The sequence below is a fragment of the Flavobacterium plurextorum genome, from assembly GCF_002217395.1.
Taxonomy (GTDB): Bacteria; Bacteroidota; Bacteroidia; order Flavobacteriales; family Flavobacteriaceae; genus Flavobacterium; species Flavobacterium plurextorum.
In genome coordinates this window covers 1-18178 of the sequence record NZ_MUHD01000048.1, presented here as the reverse complement: position 1 = coordinate 18178, position 18178 = coordinate 1, and the positions used below count along the sequence as shown (strand labels likewise).

Sequence of the window (18178 nt, the reverse complement as noted above, 5' to 3'; positions counted from 1 at the left end):
AAATTGAGGCTTTTATTTATTAGTATATTTTCAAGTTAAAACCTGAAACTTCAAAGTAAAAAATCTAGTCGTTCTGATTCTTCATTCCGAATAAATCTCCTTTTTGAAACAATTTCAAATCCTCTTGTAAAGCTTGATGATTTCTTTGTGTAACAGCAGGTGAATCTAAATCGCTCAAATCTGGTTTTCCCGCATTTACCCACGCTGTATACCAAAAACTTGCTGTTGCAGTAATCGCTTTTTTCATTTGAGTTTCAACCATTCCGTTTAAGTCTTGGTGAAGTTTTTTCGCATACTCATCAGAGAAAACTGGTGTATTGTATTTGCTTTTTAATACTTTTCCATCTGAATCCATTTTAAAAACCTGATTTTCTGGAGTTGCAGTTCTTAACTTTTTGTCTATGTCTAATAACGGTTTCACTAAAGTGTGCGTGTCGTTTATCATATCCCAAGTTGCTTTATGAACATCAGCGTAGTACTGAGCTTCAGGAACATTTAACTTGTAGTTTTTTGCAAATAACTCAGGAAGTCTGCTTTCCCAAAGAGAATGAATTCCTTTTTGATCGCTCAATTGTCCGTCATGATTTGCAGAAGTATGCAGAGGCATATGAGCATCACCAATATAATGACCTAAATCTGCAGCAAGAAATAAAATTTCCGCTCTGTTTTTATCTTTAAAAGCTTTGGTTAATTTAGCCATCATATCTTCAATATACCAAGGCAAAATTCCGTTAGTGTTCAAGAATTTACTATCGTATTTTTTCTTTGCTTCTTCCAAAGTTTTTGGAATACTATCAGCAGAATCAAAGTTTTCCATATCAAAATAGTGTCTTGGATTCTCGTCTTTGTAATTTAAAGCATACTTACGAATATCTGGTACTGATGCTTCTTGAGTAATAAAATCGATGTGATTATAAAAGAAGATCTGAAGCGGTTTTGGCAAAGCCATTACTGCTGCTTTATTAATTCTTTCATGGCCTACAATTCCCCATGATAAAGTAAAAAAACCTATGATTAATGCAAAAAAAGCAATTAATTTTGGTCTCATTTTGAAGTTTTTCATTTTTGTTTTTATTTGAGAGACAAATTTACCTTATTTAAAGATAATTTAAAAGAATCGTTTTTAAGATTCTTTTAATTTAATCTCTAACCATTTTTAAACCATATAAGTATGGTAAATATAAAATCGTCAGAATTTTTCTTGTATGTTTGTTCTGGTATTAAATCTTACAAATATGCGCCTCTTTATTCTAAATTTCGTTTTATTTTTTAGTTCACTTTGTTTAGCTCAAGAAACTGATATACAATTAAAAAATGTCAACGATACCATACTAAATACAAAAAGAGTACTTAAAATATCTGGTTCTTTTGATCCTGTAAAAACAATGCAAAAATTGTTTCCAGGCAAATTATATAATTTACCAGATCGCAATACTTTTGTAAGCTGGAAATGCAGCAATTGTAAACCGCAGCCTTATATTGATGTGAATGGTGTTGAGGGAGATCAGCTTTTTCCATATAAAGAGGGTGTTGCAACAAGACTTCTAAGTAATAATGATTATTCTGATTCGAAAGGAAATCAATTCAAACTATTGACTTTTAATCATTCCTTTTATGATGCTGATGGTGCACAAACTGGGCGTTTCTCTGGCGGATTAATTGGCGTTGCCAAATTTGCTAAAAATGGAGCGGTTTGGGAAATGAAATCTTTTCAACCTGCTGTTGCTGCCTTTGGTGCATTTTCAAGAGCACCTACACCAAAACTTGTCGAAATTGGTGAAGATCAATATGCGTTTACTATAGAACATGCAAACGGCGGTGCAGGCGCTCCTTACAATGGTTTTTTATATCTTATTGCTGGTTTTAACGGAAAATACCAGCCTTTAATGGAATTAGATTATTATAGTTTGTTTAATAATGGCGGAAACTCTGAGTGGTCTAGTTCATATAAAGTAATCAACGATGGTACGAAAAAGTTTTTTAGAGATTTTGCCATTACTACAACTGGTTTTTACAAAAAAGCAAAAGGTACAGAAGATGATTATGATGTAGATTTGCCAACAGAAATTATCGAACTGGCTAAAACGAAAAAACAGTTTAATTTTGTAATTGAAAAAAGACTTTCCTTTACGGGAAAATGGTATAAAATTACTGGCAAACCAACTGTCAAATTCTCAAATGTAAAATAAATTTTAACCCAAATACAGAATTGATACTAAACCTAAAACTGCAATAAAAATCCATAAAAACACACCTTGCAGTAAAGGCTTCACTCCTACTGATTTTAAGGTTTTTACATTCAATGTTGCTCCTATTAAAAACAATGTAATCGTTAATCCAATTTTTGCAATATTTACAATATACGGCGCAATTACTGCAGTTGCAGGAACATAACTATTTAAAAGCATAGCGACAATAAACAAACCTATGAAGTAAGGAATTTTAATCTTTGAATTTTTACTTTTAAAAATCGCTGCTGTTAATATCGAAATTGGAATAATCCATAAGGCTCTCGCTAGTTTTACGGTTGTAGCTATCTGCAAAGCTTCGGCTCCATATTTATTTGCTGCACCAACTACAGAACTGGTATCATGAATAGCAATAGCACACCATAATCCGAAATCTTTTTGCGATAAATCAAGCTGATGACCAATAAATGGAAAAACAAATAAGGCAATTGAATTCAAAATAAATATTACTCCTAAAGCTATTGAAGTTTCATTCTCGTTTGATTTTATTACTGGAGAAATCGCCGCTATAGCGCTTCCTCCACAAATTGCAGTTCCACAAGATATTAAGTGAGATGTTTTTTTATCGGTTTTCAACCATTTCCCTAAAAAAGTTCCTAAAATTAAAGTACTAAATATGGAGAATATAGTTAGTAAAAAGCCTTCTTTTCCTGCTGAAATGGCACTTGATGCATTCATCCCGAATCCTAAACCAATAACAGAGAACTGTAATAAAAAGGTAATTGCTTTATTATTGAATTCTACAAATGGATTACCAAAAATGTTTACAATTACAACTCCAAACAACAAAGCTATTGGCGGTGAAATAATCGAAAATAAGCATAAAAAGATAACAGCAGCAAAAATGGCTTGTTGCAAGTAACGATTAACTTCGAATAATTGTGAGGCTGTATGTTCTTTTGTTTTCAAAATAGAATAATTAAAAATTTATTCTGCAAAGTTCTATCCTTTTACACGAAACTCCCAATCGCAAATTACAATCGACTATAACTTTAAGTTATAATGATTTGACATATTTTGGATAAACAGCTCTGATAACGAATCAGATTTACCTAACAATGTGATAATATAAAAGTATCTTTCTACAGATAATTCTTCTACATCTAAAACCATTAATTCTTTATTTTTCAACTCTTTACTTACTGCATGAATAGACATAAAAGCAAAGCATTCCGAATTTAATAAATAAGACTTAATACTTTCTGTACTTCCTAACTGCATTTCGATTTGTAAATCCGAGAATTTCAAACCGGCTTTTTTCAATGCATATTCTATAACTTCAAGTGTTCCAGATCCACGTTCACGGGTTATGAATTTCATTGATTTTAAATCACTTACTGAAATTTCATTTTTTTTCACAAACGGATTGTTGCTATTACAGACTAAAACCAATTCGTCTTTTAAAAACGGGATATATTTTATGGATTGATTTTTCGATTGTCCTTCGACAATTCCAATTTCGATTTCTTTGTTGATTAAAGCATTTTCGATTTGTTCTGTATTTCCATTTAACAAATTGACTTTTATGTCTTTTTGTTTTTGATGAAAATGTGCTAAAACTGGAGAAATAATATATTGCGAAATGGTTGTACTTGCTCCTAATCGCAATAAACCTTGACGTTCGTTTATAAAAGAACTCATTTCAAAATCGATCTCGCGATAAATTTCAAAGATGCTTTTGGTGTGCTTAAGTAAAATTTTTCCGGCTGGAGTTAAAGCAATTTTAGAACCGTTTCGCTCAAAAAGTTTTGTTTTATAGGTTTCTTCAAGCTCGTGAATATGTTTAGAAACGGCAGGCTGTGTAATGTATAGCTCTGTTGCCGCTTTAGTAAAATTAAGGCGGAGCGCAACGGTGTAAAATACTTTTAGCCTGAAGTCCATAATTTATTCCTTTTTAACTCTTGTTCTTAAAACTTCCATCAGCTTCGTAATTCCATTAACAATTCCTTGGTAGTAATTTCCTTTTTTGAATTCTGGAATAAAATCATGATCTATGATTTCTTTTGTTTCTTGTTCTGTAAGTGCTTTAGCTATTCCATTTCCAAGTTCTATTCTGATTTTTCTATATCCTTTTGACAGTCCAATCAAAATTCCGTTATCTTTTCCTTTCTTTCCAATACCCCAAGTTTTAGCAATATGAAGTGATAGCGCTTCAAATTTGTCACTAGAAGTCTTAACAGTATCAATGGTTACAATTGCAATTTCAATAGATGTTTCCCTTTCAAAATTTGAAATTATATTGTCTAACTTCTTTTCTTCATCATCAGAAAAAATTCTTTCATAATCATTAATCCAACCTTTGGGACTTGGCAAATTATTCCAATAAATTTCTCGAAATGTTGTAATCGTTTTATCTTTTAACGAATCATTTTGCTTTTTCTCAAAAGTTTGACCAGCTGCAGAAATCGCAATAAAAAATAAAATAATAAAAATGACTTTTTTCATTATTAAAAACTAATCAATTCGGGGCAACAAGCTACAACAACCCATTATATTTCCTAACAAACCATTCCGTCGCTAACAAAGCCGCAATTAAAATCAATAACCAAACCCAGTCAATTATTGGAGTTTTTGTTGAAACGTTTTTTTCGATCGATTTGTATTCTTTGTTTTCTAGAAGCTCTTGAATCAAATCATCGGCTTGATCTTCAAAGAACGCTTTTCCATTGGTTTGAAGTGCTAATTGTTTCAGTTTTGCAACATCAGGGTTTACAAATTGTTTCTCAATGTCAAAATCTAAAATTTCAAAATGACTTGAATATAATGTATTTGAATTTAGCTCTTTTACTGTAAAATTATACTTTCCTGCGGTTAATCCTTCTAAGTTTACAGAGAAAGAATTATTTCCTTTTAATAAATCGTAGTTTTTTACTTGTTTGGTTTCGGCATTTGTAACAGTGATTGTTAATCTTGCTTTTTCGTCAAACTCGTAGTTTTTATTGAAATATTGGGCATTAATTATAATTTCCTCTCCTGAATTATAGAAACTTTCATGTGCTACAACAAGCGATTTCTTTGATGTTGATGTTGCTAAATACTGAATTATTTTATCTATAAATACATCATACTTTTCAAACGACTGATTATCTATATGACTTTGTAAACGCCATTTCCAGCTGTTTTCACCTAAAAGAAAGGCTGTTCTTTTTCCTTGATTTTCGGCGAAAGCCAACAAAGGAGCATTGGTAGAAACATTTCTAATTTTTGAAGAAAGCAAAACAGATACATTTCCGTTTGTTGAAATTGTTCCGAATAAATTTTGCAAAGGCGGGAAATTTTCGAAACCAATATTATCAACCGCAAATAAATTGAATTGCGACTGAAATTCAGATAAATAATCTTCGACTTGTCCGCTCATTTTAAAAACCAGATTATTTTGCTGCTGGTTTAGAAAATTAAAATCGGTGTTGTTTCCAGTAATAACAAATGTATTTCTTCCGGCTTGTTTATTATTGTCAAAAACAGCTTTGAAGGCTGATGTTGGCTGATACAAAACTAAAACTGACGCTTCTTGCAGCTGGCTAACATCATTTGGTTTAACCAAAATTACTTTTCGCTGCGCATTAACTTCGATTGAGCGTTTTAAAGCAGCAATATCTGGATGGTTTATGGCTGAAACAATTGCTATTGTAGATTTTTGATCGATTACTTCTACAGCAAAGTTCTTGATATTATTATAGCTGTTCTTTTCTTTTGCATTTGAAGAAATACTGGCTTTAAATATTTGCAGTCCTACTTTATCTGCCGGCAAAAGCAAATTTAATGCTGCTGTCTTTTTTGATGGTGAAAAAGAAACTTTCTCTTTTGCGACAACGGTATTTCCCTGCGAAATTGTAAAATCGGCAGTTGTAGATTTGTCACCTGCATATTGAAGAAAAACTTCAACAGGAAATTTATTTTTATGAAATGCGTATTTATTTACATTTAACTGATTTATTTTTAAATCAAGAAAAGTGGTTGTATCTCCCACAACCAAAGGATAAACTTTATTGACAGGATCAAATCGATATACATAATCGTTTCCTGTAGTTTGATTTCCGTCCGTAATAATTACAGTAGGGAAAATCAGATTTTTGTTGATGCTTTTTAAATTCTTTGCAACTTCGTCTAAATTGGTTTGTTTGCCGCTAAAATCAAATTTATCTGAAGTTTTAAAATCGGCGTCGAATTGATAGGATTGAATTTCAAATTTTTCTTTTAATGCGGGATTTGAAATTAGCTTTTGATATAATTCAACCGATTTTTTATCTGCTTTTAATGCAGTTATCGAACTTGAATTATCAACAGCAATTGCCAAAGGTGTTTTGGTAATTTCCAACGAACTTTTTGAAATTACTGGGTTTATAAGTAACACCAATAATCCAAAAATGGCTAGAAAACGTAAAAAAGCCAAAAACCAAATCAGATTTGATTTGTTTTTGGCTTTAAAAAAATATTGAAAATACGATAACCCACCCGCTATTACTAAAGAAAGCAATAATAATAAAATCGTGTTTGTAGTCATATTTTATTTTGGTTTATAGTTTTTAGTTTATCGTTTTTGGTTCTGAACAATAAACAACAAACCATAATCAATTAGCATATTAAGTAAGCATTCCTCCGCAAACATTAAGAACTTGTCCTGTAACGTATGCACTCATATCTGATGCTAAGAAAAGACAAGCGTTTGCTACATCTTCAGTAGTTCCTCCGCGTTTCAACGGAATTCCGTCTCTCCATCCTTTTACTACATCTTCTGGTAATTTTGCAGTCATTTCTGTTTCAATAAAACCTGGAGCGATTGCATTGCAACGAATGTTACGTGATCCTAATTCTAAAGCTACTGATTTTGTAAAACCAATTGCACCTGCTTTTGATGCTGCGTAATTTGTTTGTCCTGCATTTCCAGAAACTCCTACAACAGAGCTAATATTAATGATAGAACCTGCACGCTGCTTCAAGAACGTTTTTTGAATTGCTTTTGTCATATTAAAAACTGACTTCAAGTTTACATCAATTACTTGATCAAAATCAGCTTCAGACATACGCATTAACAAGTTATCTTTTGTAATTCCTGCGTTGTTAATTAAAATATCTACTGTACCAAAATCAGCCAAAACTGCATCAACAAAAGTTTGTGCTTCATTAAAATCGGCTGCGTTAGACTTGTAACCTTTTGCTTTAACACCTAAACCATTTAACTCAGCTTCTAAAGCTTGAGCTGATTCTACAGATGAGCTATATGTAAATGCTACGTTTGCTCCGTGTTTAGCAAAAACTTCTGCAATTCCTTTTCCAATTCCTCGGCTCGCGCCAGTAATGATTGCTACTTTTCCTTCTAGTAATTTCATATTGAAGTATTCGTTTTTATTTTTTGAAATACAAATATAGATTATTTGGGCGTTTAATAAAATTTGTGCCATAAAAATTGGTCTTGAAATTATTTATTCTATCCGAATTGGGTGCAGAAACATTAAACATATAGAAACACCTTTTTTTAAGTTATTTATATATCTCGATATAACTATATGCTGCAGGTTAATCTAATAAAAAAGCGATTCAAAATTGAATCGCTTTTTTCCTTAATAATTAAACTTAGAATTAACCTATATGCTCTTGCTTAGTGATGTAAAAAATAATGATAAGTACTACGGCCATTATCAGCATTCTATAAATCGATGATTGAAACTCTCTTGTTCCAGAAATTTTGTCCTTTTTTTTCTGCTTTATCAAATTCCAAATCATAATAGGAATAATGACAGCTATTGAGACATACAAATAATACCTCACATATTCGTAATACCATTCTGTTATGGCGATAAGTATAAGTCCCCACAAAAAAATAATACTTACCGGCGCAGCAATTTTCTCCTTCATCTGATTAAATTTTAATAATTAATGTTTTCTAGTTTAAAAAAAGCGACTCTAAATTGAGTCGCTTTTTCTCCAAAATTAAAAACAAAACTAAAGCTATTAGTTAAGCCTCCAAGTCGTCATTCTAAAAGGACTTGAAGAGCTAGTGAACGTATAAACTGGATCAGTGTAAAATACTCTAAAGCTTTCTTTTTTCACATAAATTCCGTTTGGATCCATCAGATACTTATCAAAACTAGCAAGGAATGCCGGCGTAGCTACTGTTGTATTTCCGTTCCAAGATTTATGCTTTAAAATCACTTTTTTACCAACGGCATCTTCTGTAATAGTTACATGATGCTGTAAAGCTCCTCTTCCTACAAATGTGTAATAAATAAATGTTCCAATAGCATGATTACTATATATTTCAACAGTTGCAATGCTTTGTCCTTTAGGCAAGGCAGCATTAATTTTTGCTATTTCTGAATTAAACAGTACCGAGTTACTTGGTGCGTCTACAGTATAATCATTAGTATAATAACCAAATGCAGTAAATGGCTGCCCAGGAAGAAATAATTTATAATCATCTGTAAGTGATAAAGGTTTGTCTGTATATTTAATTACAGCACTTACACCACCTGTTCCTGAAGCCGTAAAACTTCCATCTGTATCATTATATACAAAATTAGTCAGGTTTTGTCCGCCCACTACTACCGCAGGACTCACAACAATACCAGTGGGAGTGTACCCTACTCCCATATTATAGCTTACAGAATAACCTGCTTCGATAGAATTTGATTCTGCAAAACGAGTTACGTCAGAAAATGAAAAATCAAACTGATGTTTTGTTGTTCCGTCATTTGTTTCTAATAATCTAAACAATGGTCTCGTCGCGGCGCCAATTACATTAGGAATCATTTCGATATTTTTATGCAAATCTGCCCAGTCTTGAGCTGTTGCTTTTACGAAACGTAATTCACGATTGTTTCTATTGGTTCTAAAAATAATCTCTCCCTTTTCCTGACCATAATACAAAAACTGAAAATCTCCTAAATATCCTTTCGCTCTTAAAGCTGGAATAGGGAAATTATCTGATTCTGATAAAAGATGAATTCTATTTTTTGTTGTAAAAGTTACGCTTACTGTACTTCCAAGCTGAATGGCGTACTCGCTTTTGTATACATCTGTATCAGCATCAAAATCTGATGCCATTTCTACACTTCCGTCTTTGGCAAACTTAAATAAATGTGTATAACCTCCTAAAACAGTATTATCTGTAAAATAGACTGCTTTCCATCCAAATTCTGACGAAAGTAGTGCATCGTTTAGTTCAGATTTCTGGTTATTTAAACGCGTAGTAGGCGTTTCTTCAAAAAATTGCTCAGCGTCTGTATTATTATTACAGGCGGTTAATTGCAGTATTAAAACAGCTGCAAATAAGTATTTATATAGGTGTTTTATTTTCATAATACTTTTATTAATTGTTTATTACTGCACTTGTATTTTTCTCTGCTTCATCTCTTAAAGCATAGAAATCCATGTTAAAAGCGTCTTTAAAATATTTTACTACGATTGCTTCTTTTGCTTTTAATGCGGCTAAAGCAGTTGGGCTTTTAATACCTTTTAAAAATGCCGCATATTCAGCTTTTGAATAGATTAAGATCATAGATGCAGTTTCGGCAAAATCTTCATTGATGTTTGATCTTGCATAACTGGTTATAAACCCAAGTTCATTAGATTCTGGTATCTCATAATTGTACCAATCTGCTGTGTAACCACCTGGTGTCAATGTTTTCCATGCTTTTTCATCAAATGGCTTATTTTGGTTTAAGATGTGTATGTACTCATGCTGAATTGTATGTACAAACTCTGATACATTTGCTCTATCGTCTTGATCTATATAATCGGTTTCGAATAATGTAACACGCTGTCCTCCTTCGGCTAAACCTAAAGTTCTGGTTCCTACACTATTTAAATTCACACCGCCTATTAAAACAATTTCTCTTGGAGCAATTTTTTTCACAAAGTCAGGGCCTCCAATCGTTAAATAACTATTAAGCCATATTGTTTTCACAATTTCAAGTGCGGGCTGTACTTTTTCTGTTAATGGAGGAAAAAGAAAACGACTGTTATCTACTGTATTTTGATTCCATTTGTATTGCACATTAATATTGTACGGATTTAAATAGGTGGTTGTTATCCAATTATCTAACTCCGTTTTTATTGGCTGCGTATAGTCTAACTGGCTTTCTCCCGGCATTTCATCGCTTCCGCATGAAACTAGTACTGTAGAAACTATTGCTAAAATCGCAATTTTATTATATTTTAATAATTTCATAATTTTACTTTTAAGATTATCTAGGATTCAATTCAACGCCCGTACTTGATGCATGCAATGGAATTTGCAAAGCTCTTCGGTTGTCATCTTTAGCTAATGTATTTACTGGTTTGTTTGCCGTTTCGTGTTTTACAACAATATTAAAACGTTTGATATCAAACCATCTAAGTCCTTCGTGTATAAAATCTCTTCTTCTTGTTTCTGCAATTGCTTTTATGTACGATGTCTGTACTGGTGTCATTGTATAGAAAGGTGTATATTCATTTGCAACCACTGGAAATTTAGCCACCACTTTTGCTTCCGTTAATTTATCTGTTGGTGCATAGGTTGGTGTTCTTGTTGCCAAGAAATATTCTAATTCATCGTTTGCCAAAGCAGTTTGCCCTTTCATTACGTGAGCTTCAATTCTGTTTAAGAAGAATTCATCATTGCTTAATAAAACTTCGGCAACAAATGGATCTCCAATTGCTGCAGTTACATTTGAATATTTGAAATACTCATAAAATTTAGGCACAAATAAAGTTATACTGCTGTTTGATGAATATAGGTTGTAATAATATGGTTTTCCAAAAAGATTTGTAGTCGGGCCAAAAACTTCAGGCTGACGTGCACCTGATAGGTTAAAACGGTTTAAATGATATACTCTGCTTACAATTGTATTTGCAGAAACGATCAATAAATTTGTTTCGGCAGCACTGCTTGAATATTTTAACTGCTGATCTTCTACACCTAAAGATTTGTAAGCTGAATAATCTCTAAGTTTTCCAATTGGTTTTGAACCTAGGTCATTGGATAATTCGATTACTCTATCCCAGTTACCTTTTACCAAATAAAATCTGCTGGCGAAAGCTTTTGAAGCATTTATATTAAAATGAAATCTAGGCTCTTTGTAATTGTTTGTTACATATTTTAAACCTTCTTCAAGATCTTTCTCGATAAAATCAAAAACTTCAGCAACTGTATTTCTTTTGTATTTAGTCACTAATTCTGTTTCTGGTTTTGTCACATAAGGAACTCCTAAATCTGTAGCCGCTGTAGCTGGATTATAACGTTTGGCCCAAAGTGAAACTAACATAAAATGAGAATAAGCTCTTGCTATTAATGCTTCTCCTTTTTGCGGTTTTAAATTTGCTGTATTTCCTAATTCATCAATTGCTTGTAAAGCTTTATTTGCATGTGCAATAGCTCTATAGCAAGCATCCCAATAGTAAGCTTGAGTATCAATATCTGTTGTTTCTGTTTGAATTTCCCAGTTATAGTTTTCCTCATTTTTTCTCAGTGTTTCTGGAAGTCCGCTGTCAAAAACGTTATCCGACATAGTTTCCGCAATCTCAAAATAACTCATTTGAGGATAAGCTTCAACTAGCAATTCTGATATTTTTTCGGGCGTGTTTATTTCAGTTCTGTTATCTGGTTTTTCTGAAAGAAAATCATCACAGCCAGTAATACAAATAAGTATTAATAGGGATAGTGTTATTTTTAAGTTTTTCATGTTTTTGACTATTATAATGAAAGATTTAAAGTAAATGTGTATTGAGATGTTACTGGTAATGCAACTCCTCCAGAATTACGAAACTCAGGATCTTGGCCGTTTAATCTTTTATCAGAATAAATCAACCATGGGTTAACAGCAGAACCTTTTAACGTAAAAGTGCTAAGTCCTAATTTTCTTTTAAAATCTTTAGGAAACTCCCAGCTCAAAGAGATATTTTTTAATCTCACAAAATCACCATCAGCAATTCGAACATCAGAGTAATTATAAGTATTATAAGCTCTTGCAAGGGTACGTTCTCCGTCATAATTTGCATTCAAACGCTTGTCAGCAATTACTGGAACATTAGTATGATTTTCATCCCCTGGATTTATCCAACGATTTGTAAAATCTTTAGTAAAAACAGTTAAATCGTCATAAGCACTATCATAAATAGGATTTAAACGAACTTTATTTCCTCCTGAGCCTACAAAAAATACATATAATGACCAATTTTTATAAGTAAATGTATTAGCCCATCCTATTGATTTATTCGGTTCAATTGAACCTTCATATTTTAAATATTTCGTTACATCTATATTGTCTTGAAAATTAGCTCCCGTAATATTATTCTCTGCACCATCTTGCAGGATAAACGTTGGCAAACCTTGGTTATTTAATCCTGTAAACTGATAAGAATAGATTGAGTTTCTTGGATGACTAAGTGTATTTCCTCCATTCGGATCAACTAAATCAAAAGCAGTTGGAGTGTTTTGCAGTCTTGTAATTTTCTGTGTAAACACAGAGAAATTAACTGTAGAAGACCAATTAAAACTTGGAGAGCTTAGAATTTTTCCAGTTACACCAATCTCTAAACCTTCCGTTTCCATATCAGCATTATTTCCTTGTCTAACTCTTTGACCTCCAATTCCTGAAGTAATCACATAATCTACTAAATCAAATGCTTGACGACGATAAACATCTGTTGTAAGCTGTAATCTATTGTTAAACATTCCAAGATCAACCCCAATATTGGTTTCAAATTGTTTTTCCCAAGTTAGGTCACCATTTTGCAATTCATCAATTCTAATTCCAGATTCCCTGTCATCAAGAAGAAAACGATCTGTGATAAAGCTTTTGTAGATTGCCAATGAGTTCGTTGCCGGGCCAGCAGTAGCTGTTAAACCATAAGATGCTCTAAGCGCTAAAGTGTTTACCGATTCAACATTTTTCATAAACTTTTCTTCAGCAACATTCCATTTTCCACTAAAAGTATAAGTCGGAAGCCATCTTGACGAATCACTGTTTCCTTGTCTGTTAGATCCGTCATAACGACCTGTTACAGAAGCTGTGTAACGACGATCGTATGTATAACCAACTTTTCCAAAGAAACCTACTGTTCTCTCTTTTTCTTCATTGAAGCCATAATACGAATCTCCTCCGTTGATTATTTTTTCGATTATTCTTGGATCTGTAAATGCCGTTAAACCTCTGTCGTATTGTAAACCTGCAGCTGTAAAATTATCACTCGTTCTGTCTACAACTCTCATTTCTGTTCCAAACAAACCTTCTAATTCGTGTTTTTCATTGAATGTATTTCTGTAATTAACACTGTTTCTTAAGTTGTAAGAAGTTAAATCATTTGTAAACTTTCTTAGGAAACCTCCATTTGGCAAAACTGAAACTTTTGGAGCTGTTAAATCATTAGGATCTTGATACAAAAAGATATTTTGATCTCTAACCAATGTATTAACACCGTCTTCACCATCTGGAGTACCAGCTTTATAAGCTCCTACTACATTTGAACCTTCTAAAATTTTATGCTCACGGCTTGTGTTTGCATAACGAGCAGAACCTGTTAAGTTATATGTTAAATGCGGATTAATTTTATAATCTAAATCTAATTGGAAACGAATGTCTTTTACTTCAATTTCCATATAGTTATTCTTTAACTCATTGATGATGTTCATCTTTGCCCAGTTGTTTCTGTAATACTCCAGTTCTCTGTTCTCATCGTATGGTCTTAGAGTTCTACTTGTATTTAATACATAGTTGAATGGGTTAATATCAAAATCACGTGTCACTTTTCCAAAAACAACATCTTTTTCGCTTTCATAACTACCAGGCGCACCTTGATCACGAATAGATGCAAGAGTCGAAAGTGTAATGTTTAATCTGTCATTTACATAAAATGTACCTTTGATGTTACTTGAAATCTGTTTTACATCATCAGCGATAGTCCATCCCGGATCTGTATAATATCCTAAAGAGGCATAAAATGTATTATTTTTACCTCCTCCAGAAAAACTTAAGGAATGATTTTGAGTGATCGATGGTCTGAAAAGCACATTAAACCAATCTGTATTGGCTAATTCATATTTCTTTAAAAAATTGTTACGACTAACCGGATCATTATTTACTAAATACCCACCAGTTTCAGGAATATAAGTATTTATAGCACGCCCTAAAATATTGTAAGCTCCGCCATATCTTCCATTTACAGTTGAAGGAAGATCTAAATAGCCTTTAGACTCCATTTCTTTAAAAATACTCATTGACTCTTGAGAATTCAAAATATCATATTGGCTGTAGTTTGGTACTGCTCTTACTGTTTGCTCTAAACCATAGCTTACTTTTAACGGAGAATCTCTACGTCCTTGTTTTGTAGTTACAACAACAACACCGTTTAATGATCTAGAACCATAGATAGAAGTTGCAGATGCATCTTTAAGAATTTCAATACTTTGAATGTCATTTGCATTTAATCCCGCAACTGACGAACTTAACAATGTTTCAGAATTTCCTGAAGCTAAATCCGCAAATGATAAATTGATAATATCTTCCTGAACAACACCATCAATTACCCATAGTGGTTTTGTATCTCCAAAAATAGAAGATGATCCACGCACTGTAATTTTAGGTGCAGTACCAAAAGTTCCTGTAACATTTTGTACTGTAACCCCAGCTGCTTTTCCTTCGATCATTCTGCTTACGTCAACAACACCATCAACTTTCAATTCAGCACCAGAAATTTTGCTGATCGCCCCTGTAAAGGTTCTTTTTGATGTTTTTTCGTAACCTGTAGTCACTACAACTTCTTTTAGGTTTTGTCCTAATTCACTAAGAACAATTGTTGGTGTAGTATTAGAGATACCTATTTCTCTGGTTTCCATACCGACGTAAGAAATAACAAGTTTATCTGAGTTTGAAGGCATTTCGATAGAGAAATTACCATCAAAATCTGTTAATACAGCCGTTTTTGTTCCTTTTACCAATACTGTTGCACCAGGAAGAGGGCTTCCGCTGGCATCAGTTACTTTTCCTTTGATAATTGGTCCTGCAGTTAATACTTCAAAAAGTGAATCATGATTATCTGCACTTGCAAACGGATCTTCGCTTGTCGTTTTTTGCAAAACAATTTGATTGCTCACTTCTGAAAATGCAATATTAAAAGGCACTAATATTCTACTAAGAATACTAGATAAAGTCTCTTGATTTGCCTCAATGCTAACCTTTCGGCTCAATTGAGGAAGTCTTGAATTATACGAAAATTTTACATGTGCTGACTTTTCGATTTTAGACAAAGCACTATCAAGAGTCAAATTCTCAACTGTAATTGTAACTTTTGTGTCTAATTTCTTTTGCCCATTTACATTATTTGCCATAGCAAAGCTTGAAAACACAAGTGCTAAGACAAACTGAAATAGTGTTATTTTCATGATTCTATAGAGTAATCGTTGTTTAACAACTGGTTTTTTCATAATTTTGATTTGTTTTGATTAATACTTATTCGAGTGTATTCTAAGAAACGAATGAATTACTCTTTACAGAGAGAAAATTCAATTTAATAAGTGTCGTGGTGTTACAGCATCACGGCACTTTTTTTTACAACATTCTTTTTCACATAGGCAGTTTCATTTTTTTTGGTTGGTTTAGTTTTTGGTTTTTTGGCTTATATTTTTAAATATGAAATAAACTACAATTAATTTCATAACTGAAAGTTTTTACATCAAAAAAGTTACAATTAGTGACAAAACATTTAAATGCAATTACAGTTGCATTAAAGATTAATTACAGCCTTGGGATGTTATAATTATCTGATTTCCGTTCATTTCAAAACTTGTACTATTCCCGATGCTTTTACAAACAATTTTTAATTTTTCGGTTAAAGGCTGATCGCTCAATGAAGTGGTTAAATGACAATCTTTTAATTTATCTTTTGGATAATCAATATCAATTAAATAAGCTTGTTCAATTGTTTCAAAAATTTGAGAAACTGGAATATCGTTAAATTCGAAACTTAACTGTTCAATATTACCAACACTTTTTGCAAGTACTACATCTTGAGTAATATCTGTTATTTTATTAAATTTTAGATCATTTCGTAAAAATCGTAAAGCTTGATTTGGAAGCAGTACAATCTCTTGTTGATCTGACTTAGAAATCATATCGTTCGACTTTACCTTAACTTTACCGGTACGAACAAGAATTTCAACATCAGGCTGATCAGAATAAGCTTTAACTCTAAAACTAGTTCCAACAACTTTTGTGATAATCTCGTTCGCATAAACGTAAAAAGGCTTAAGAGGATTTTTACTAATTTCAAAGAAACCTTCGCCGGATAAATACACCTTTCTTTCGTTTCCAGTAAAGATTTTAGGGTAACTTAATTTACTATTTGGCTGCAGTAAAACAGAGCTGCCGTCTGATAATGTAATAATTTGTGGTTTATTAGAATTATTAGTCTGCTCGACCAAACCTTCATTATTATCATCGATAAGTTCTTTGTAAGTAACTATTTTATTTTCGGAAGTAAAATAATGGTTGTAACACCAAACTGACATCAGACATAAAAGAAAAGATGCCGCAATTCCTGAAAGAAGATATCTTCTAAAAAAAGTAGTTTTTGAATCTTGCTGTGCGTTTTGAGATTCTTTCTCACGAATTTTTATCCAAGTATCTTGTAACGCTCTGTGAATATCAGATTTTGTAAGTTCACTTTCAGGAACTTTCATAGAAAGAAGCATTAATCTAGCATCTTCTACTAATTTTGCTCTCTGTTGACTTTCTAAAGTCCATTCCTCCCATCCATCTTGATCTATTTTAAACAGAATCCAGGATTGAAATGATTCATCAGATAAAAAATCTTCTATTTCGGTATATGTGTTACGTTTTTGCATCTAAAAATAAGGTTACAAAAACATAGAGGACAGCTTTCTTATTATATACTCACTAAATTGTGATTTTTTTTTATTTTTTTTAACTTAATTTAAAAAGCGCTTGAAAATAGCATTGTAATAATAGTTAAACTACCCTTCCATTCTTTACGAAGAGTTAGTAAAGCGCGGTGCAGCAAATTATTTGCAGATTGATAATTAATATCCAGCATTTCGGCGATTTGCTCAACACTAAGACCTTGATGGTAACGCAGATAAAGCGCTTCCTTTTGTCTTGGAGGTAATTCGTTTAGCAATTTATTCAAATGAACTACTTTCTCTTTTGTTGCATAATCATCATCCAAAAGTTCATTATCGACAGCAAATTCTAATAAAAACTCGACAGCATCTGTGCTTGCTGTTTTTCTAAAAATATGATCACGTTCATACAATCGAGCAATTCTCTTTCTTACACTTGAAAGTAAATAAGCTTTTACTACAACAGAACCTTGCAATGAATTTCTATAAAGCCAAATATCTGTAAATACATCTTGCACACAATCCTGAACTTTCTCTGCATATGGAGACAGCGAGTTCCCGTAACTCACCAAATCGCTGTAGTGTCTTTCAAACAGAAGTGAAAATGATTTTTCATCACCTATTTTTAAATCATTCCAAAGTGTATTGTCATCAATAGAATTGACTGGTAAGATTCGGGTTTTCATAATTAGCAATTATTATCTAAACAAGAAGACATTTTTATTAATGCAGAGAACACATTATTTTAACATTATAATTTTATTTTGCTCGCTAAATATATAAAAGCAAATATTTAAAACCAATTATTTTACAAAAACGAAGCAGTTTCTTAATACCGAAACTGCCCTTAACTTAGACTGTGTCAGCGTTCTTAAATAAATGTTAAAAAAATATTCATTCTTTCAAAACAATAAAAAGTAAGATTTAAACTACTCAAATAATTTTACATCAACTCAATAAAAAAGCCTTACTAAAAGTAAGGCTTTGGTAATTTACATTAAGAAACAGCTTTTAGAAAGCAACATTCCATCTTGGTAATTTTCCGTTTTCATCTAAGAAATTTTGTAAAACTTGTCCTTCAACAGCAGTTGGA

The 18178-nt window shown here is 32.3% G+C and carries 14 protein-coding genes; 1 reads left to right on the top strand and 13 read right to left on the bottom strand.

The genetic code is table 11. The annotated features are described in order from the left end of the window. Window positions 1-64: 64 nt before the first annotated feature. Window positions 65-1063 carry a zinc dependent phospholipase C family protein gene (locus tag B0A81_RS20670; RefSeq protein WP_089059763.1) on the bottom strand — a complete coding sequence of 333 codons (999 nt, stop codon included), beginning with the start codon at window positions 1061-1063 and terminating at the stop codon, window positions 65-67. A gap of 172 nt (window positions 1064-1235) precedes the next feature. On the opposite strand from B0A81_RS20670, the gene B0A81_RS20665 reads away from it, so the two are divergent. Continuing rightward, a complete protein-coding gene (locus B0A81_RS20665) occupies window positions 1236-2189 on the top strand; it encodes a hypothetical protein (protein WP_089059764.1) in 954 nt (317 codons plus the stop codon). 3 nt (window positions 2190-2192) lie between these two features. On the opposite strand, the gene B0A81_RS20660 is transcribed toward B0A81_RS20665, so the two are convergent. From B0A81_RS20660 to B0A81_RS20605, 12 genes are all read right to left on the bottom strand, one after another. After that, window positions 2193-3158, bottom strand: a complete 966-nt coding sequence (locus B0A81_RS20660; RefSeq protein ID WP_089059762.1) for a YeiH family protein — start codon at window positions 3156-3158, stop codon at window positions 2193-2195. Between the two features lie 75 nt (window positions 3159-3233). After that, on the bottom strand, window positions 3234-4130 hold the full coding sequence (locus tag B0A81_RS20655) for a LysR family transcriptional regulator (protein ID WP_089059761.1): 897 nt from the start codon (window positions 4128-4130) through the stop codon (window positions 3234-3236). Between the two features lie 3 nt (window positions 4131-4133). Then, a complete protein-coding gene (locus tag B0A81_RS20650) occupies window positions 4134-4694 on the bottom strand; it encodes a TPM domain-containing protein (protein WP_089059760.1) in 561 nt (186 codons plus the stop codon). Window positions 4695-4725: 31 nt separating this feature from the next. Further along, window positions 4726-6753: a hypothetical protein gene (locus tag B0A81_RS20645; RefSeq protein ID WP_089059759.1), complete on the bottom strand. Its 2028-nt coding sequence runs from the start codon at window positions 6751-6753 to the stop codon at window positions 4726-4728. Window positions 6754-6832: 79 nt separating this feature from the next. Then, on the bottom strand, window positions 6833-7579 hold the full coding sequence (gene fabG / locus B0A81_RS20640) for a 3-oxoacyl-[acyl-carrier-protein] reductase (protein ID WP_089055474.1): 747 nt from the start codon (window positions 7577-7579) through the stop codon (window positions 6833-6835). A 250-nt stretch (window positions 7580-7829) separates the two neighbouring features. After that, window positions 7830-8105, bottom strand: a complete 276-nt coding sequence (locus B0A81_RS20635; protein ID WP_089059758.1) for a hypothetical protein — start codon at window positions 8103-8105, stop codon at window positions 7830-7832. A gap of 96 nt (window positions 8106-8201) precedes the next feature. Next, entirely contained in the window at window positions 8202-9548 is a 1347-nt protein-coding gene (locus tag B0A81_RS20630) for a DUF4302 domain-containing protein (protein WP_089059757.1), read from the bottom strand. 10 nt (window positions 9549-9558) lie between these two features. Then, entirely contained in the window at window positions 9559-10419 is an 861-nt protein-coding gene (locus tag B0A81_RS20625) for a substrate import-associated zinc metallohydrolase lipoprotein (protein WP_089059756.1), read from the bottom strand. A gap of 16 nt (window positions 10420-10435) precedes the next feature. Further along, the gene (locus B0A81_RS20620) at window positions 10436-11911 is read right to left on the bottom strand and encodes a RagB/SusD family nutrient uptake outer membrane protein (protein WP_089059755.1); all 1476 of its coding nucleotides are present in this window, start codon (window positions 11909-11911) and stop codon (window positions 10436-10438) included. A gap of 11 nt (window positions 11912-11922) precedes the next feature. Next, window positions 11923-15651: a SusC/RagA family TonB-linked outer membrane protein gene (locus B0A81_RS20615; protein ID WP_089059754.1), complete on the bottom strand. Its 3729-nt coding sequence runs from the start codon at window positions 15649-15651 to the stop codon at window positions 11923-11925. Between the two features lie 306 nt (window positions 15652-15957). Then, window positions 15958-17070 (bottom strand): FecR family protein, encoded by a 1113-nt coding sequence (locus B0A81_RS20610; RefSeq protein WP_089059753.1) that lies wholly within the window; start codon window positions 17068-17070, stop codon window positions 15958-15960. An 89-nt stretch (window positions 17071-17159) separates the two neighbouring features. Beyond that, the gene (locus tag B0A81_RS20605; protein WP_089059752.1) at window positions 17160-17771 is read right to left on the bottom strand and encodes an RNA polymerase sigma factor; all 612 of its coding nucleotides are present in this window, start codon (window positions 17769-17771) and stop codon (window positions 17160-17162) included. Window positions 17772-18178: the final 407 nt, after the last annotated feature.

Coding starts and splice junctions, on each gene's coding strand:
- B0A81_RS20635 (WP_089059758.1), bottom strand. CDS start 8,105: ATGAAGGAGAAAATTGCTGCGCCGGTAAGTATTATTTTTTTGTGGGGA.
- B0A81_RS20655 (WP_089059761.1), bottom strand. CDS start 4,130: ATGGACTTCAGGCTAAAAGTATTTTACACCGTTGCGCTCCGCCTTAAT.
- B0A81_RS20625 (WP_089059756.1), bottom strand. CDS start 10,419: ATGAAATTATTAAAATATAATAAAATTGCGATTTTAGCAATAGTTTCT.
- B0A81_RS20650 (WP_089059760.1), bottom strand. CDS start 4,694: ATGAAAAAAGTCATTTTTATTATTTTATTTTTTATTGCGATTTCTGCA.
- B0A81_RS20605 (WP_089059752.1), bottom strand. CDS start 17,771: ATGAAAACCCGAATCTTACCAGTCAATTCTATTGATGACAATACACTT.
- B0A81_RS20615 (WP_089059754.1), bottom strand. CDS start 15,651: ATGAAAAAACCAGTTGTTAAACAACGATTACTCTATAGAATCATGAAA.
- B0A81_RS20630 (WP_089059757.1), bottom strand. CDS start 9,548: ATGAAAATAAAACACCTATATAAATACTTATTTGCAGCTGTTTTAATA.
- fabG (WP_089055474.1), bottom strand. CDS start 7,579: ATGAAATTACTAGAAGGAAAAGTAGCAATCATTACTGGCGCGAGCCGA.
- B0A81_RS20620 (WP_089059755.1), bottom strand. CDS start 11,911: ATGAAAAACTTAAAAATAACACTATCCCTATTAATACTTATTTGTATT.
- B0A81_RS20610 (WP_089059753.1), bottom strand. CDS start 17,070: ATGCAAAAACGTAACACATATACCGAAATAGAAGATTTTTTATCTGAT.
- B0A81_RS20645 (WP_089059759.1), bottom strand. CDS start 6,753: ATGACTACAAACACGATTTTATTATTATTGCTTTCTTTAGTAATAGCG.
- B0A81_RS20670 (WP_089059763.1), bottom strand. CDS start 1,063: ATGAAAAACTTCAAAATGAGACCAAAATTAATTGCTTTTTTTGCATTA.
- B0A81_RS20665 (WP_089059764.1), top strand. CDS start 1,236: ATGCGCCTCTTTATTCTAAATTTCGTTTTATTTTTTAGTTCACTTTGT.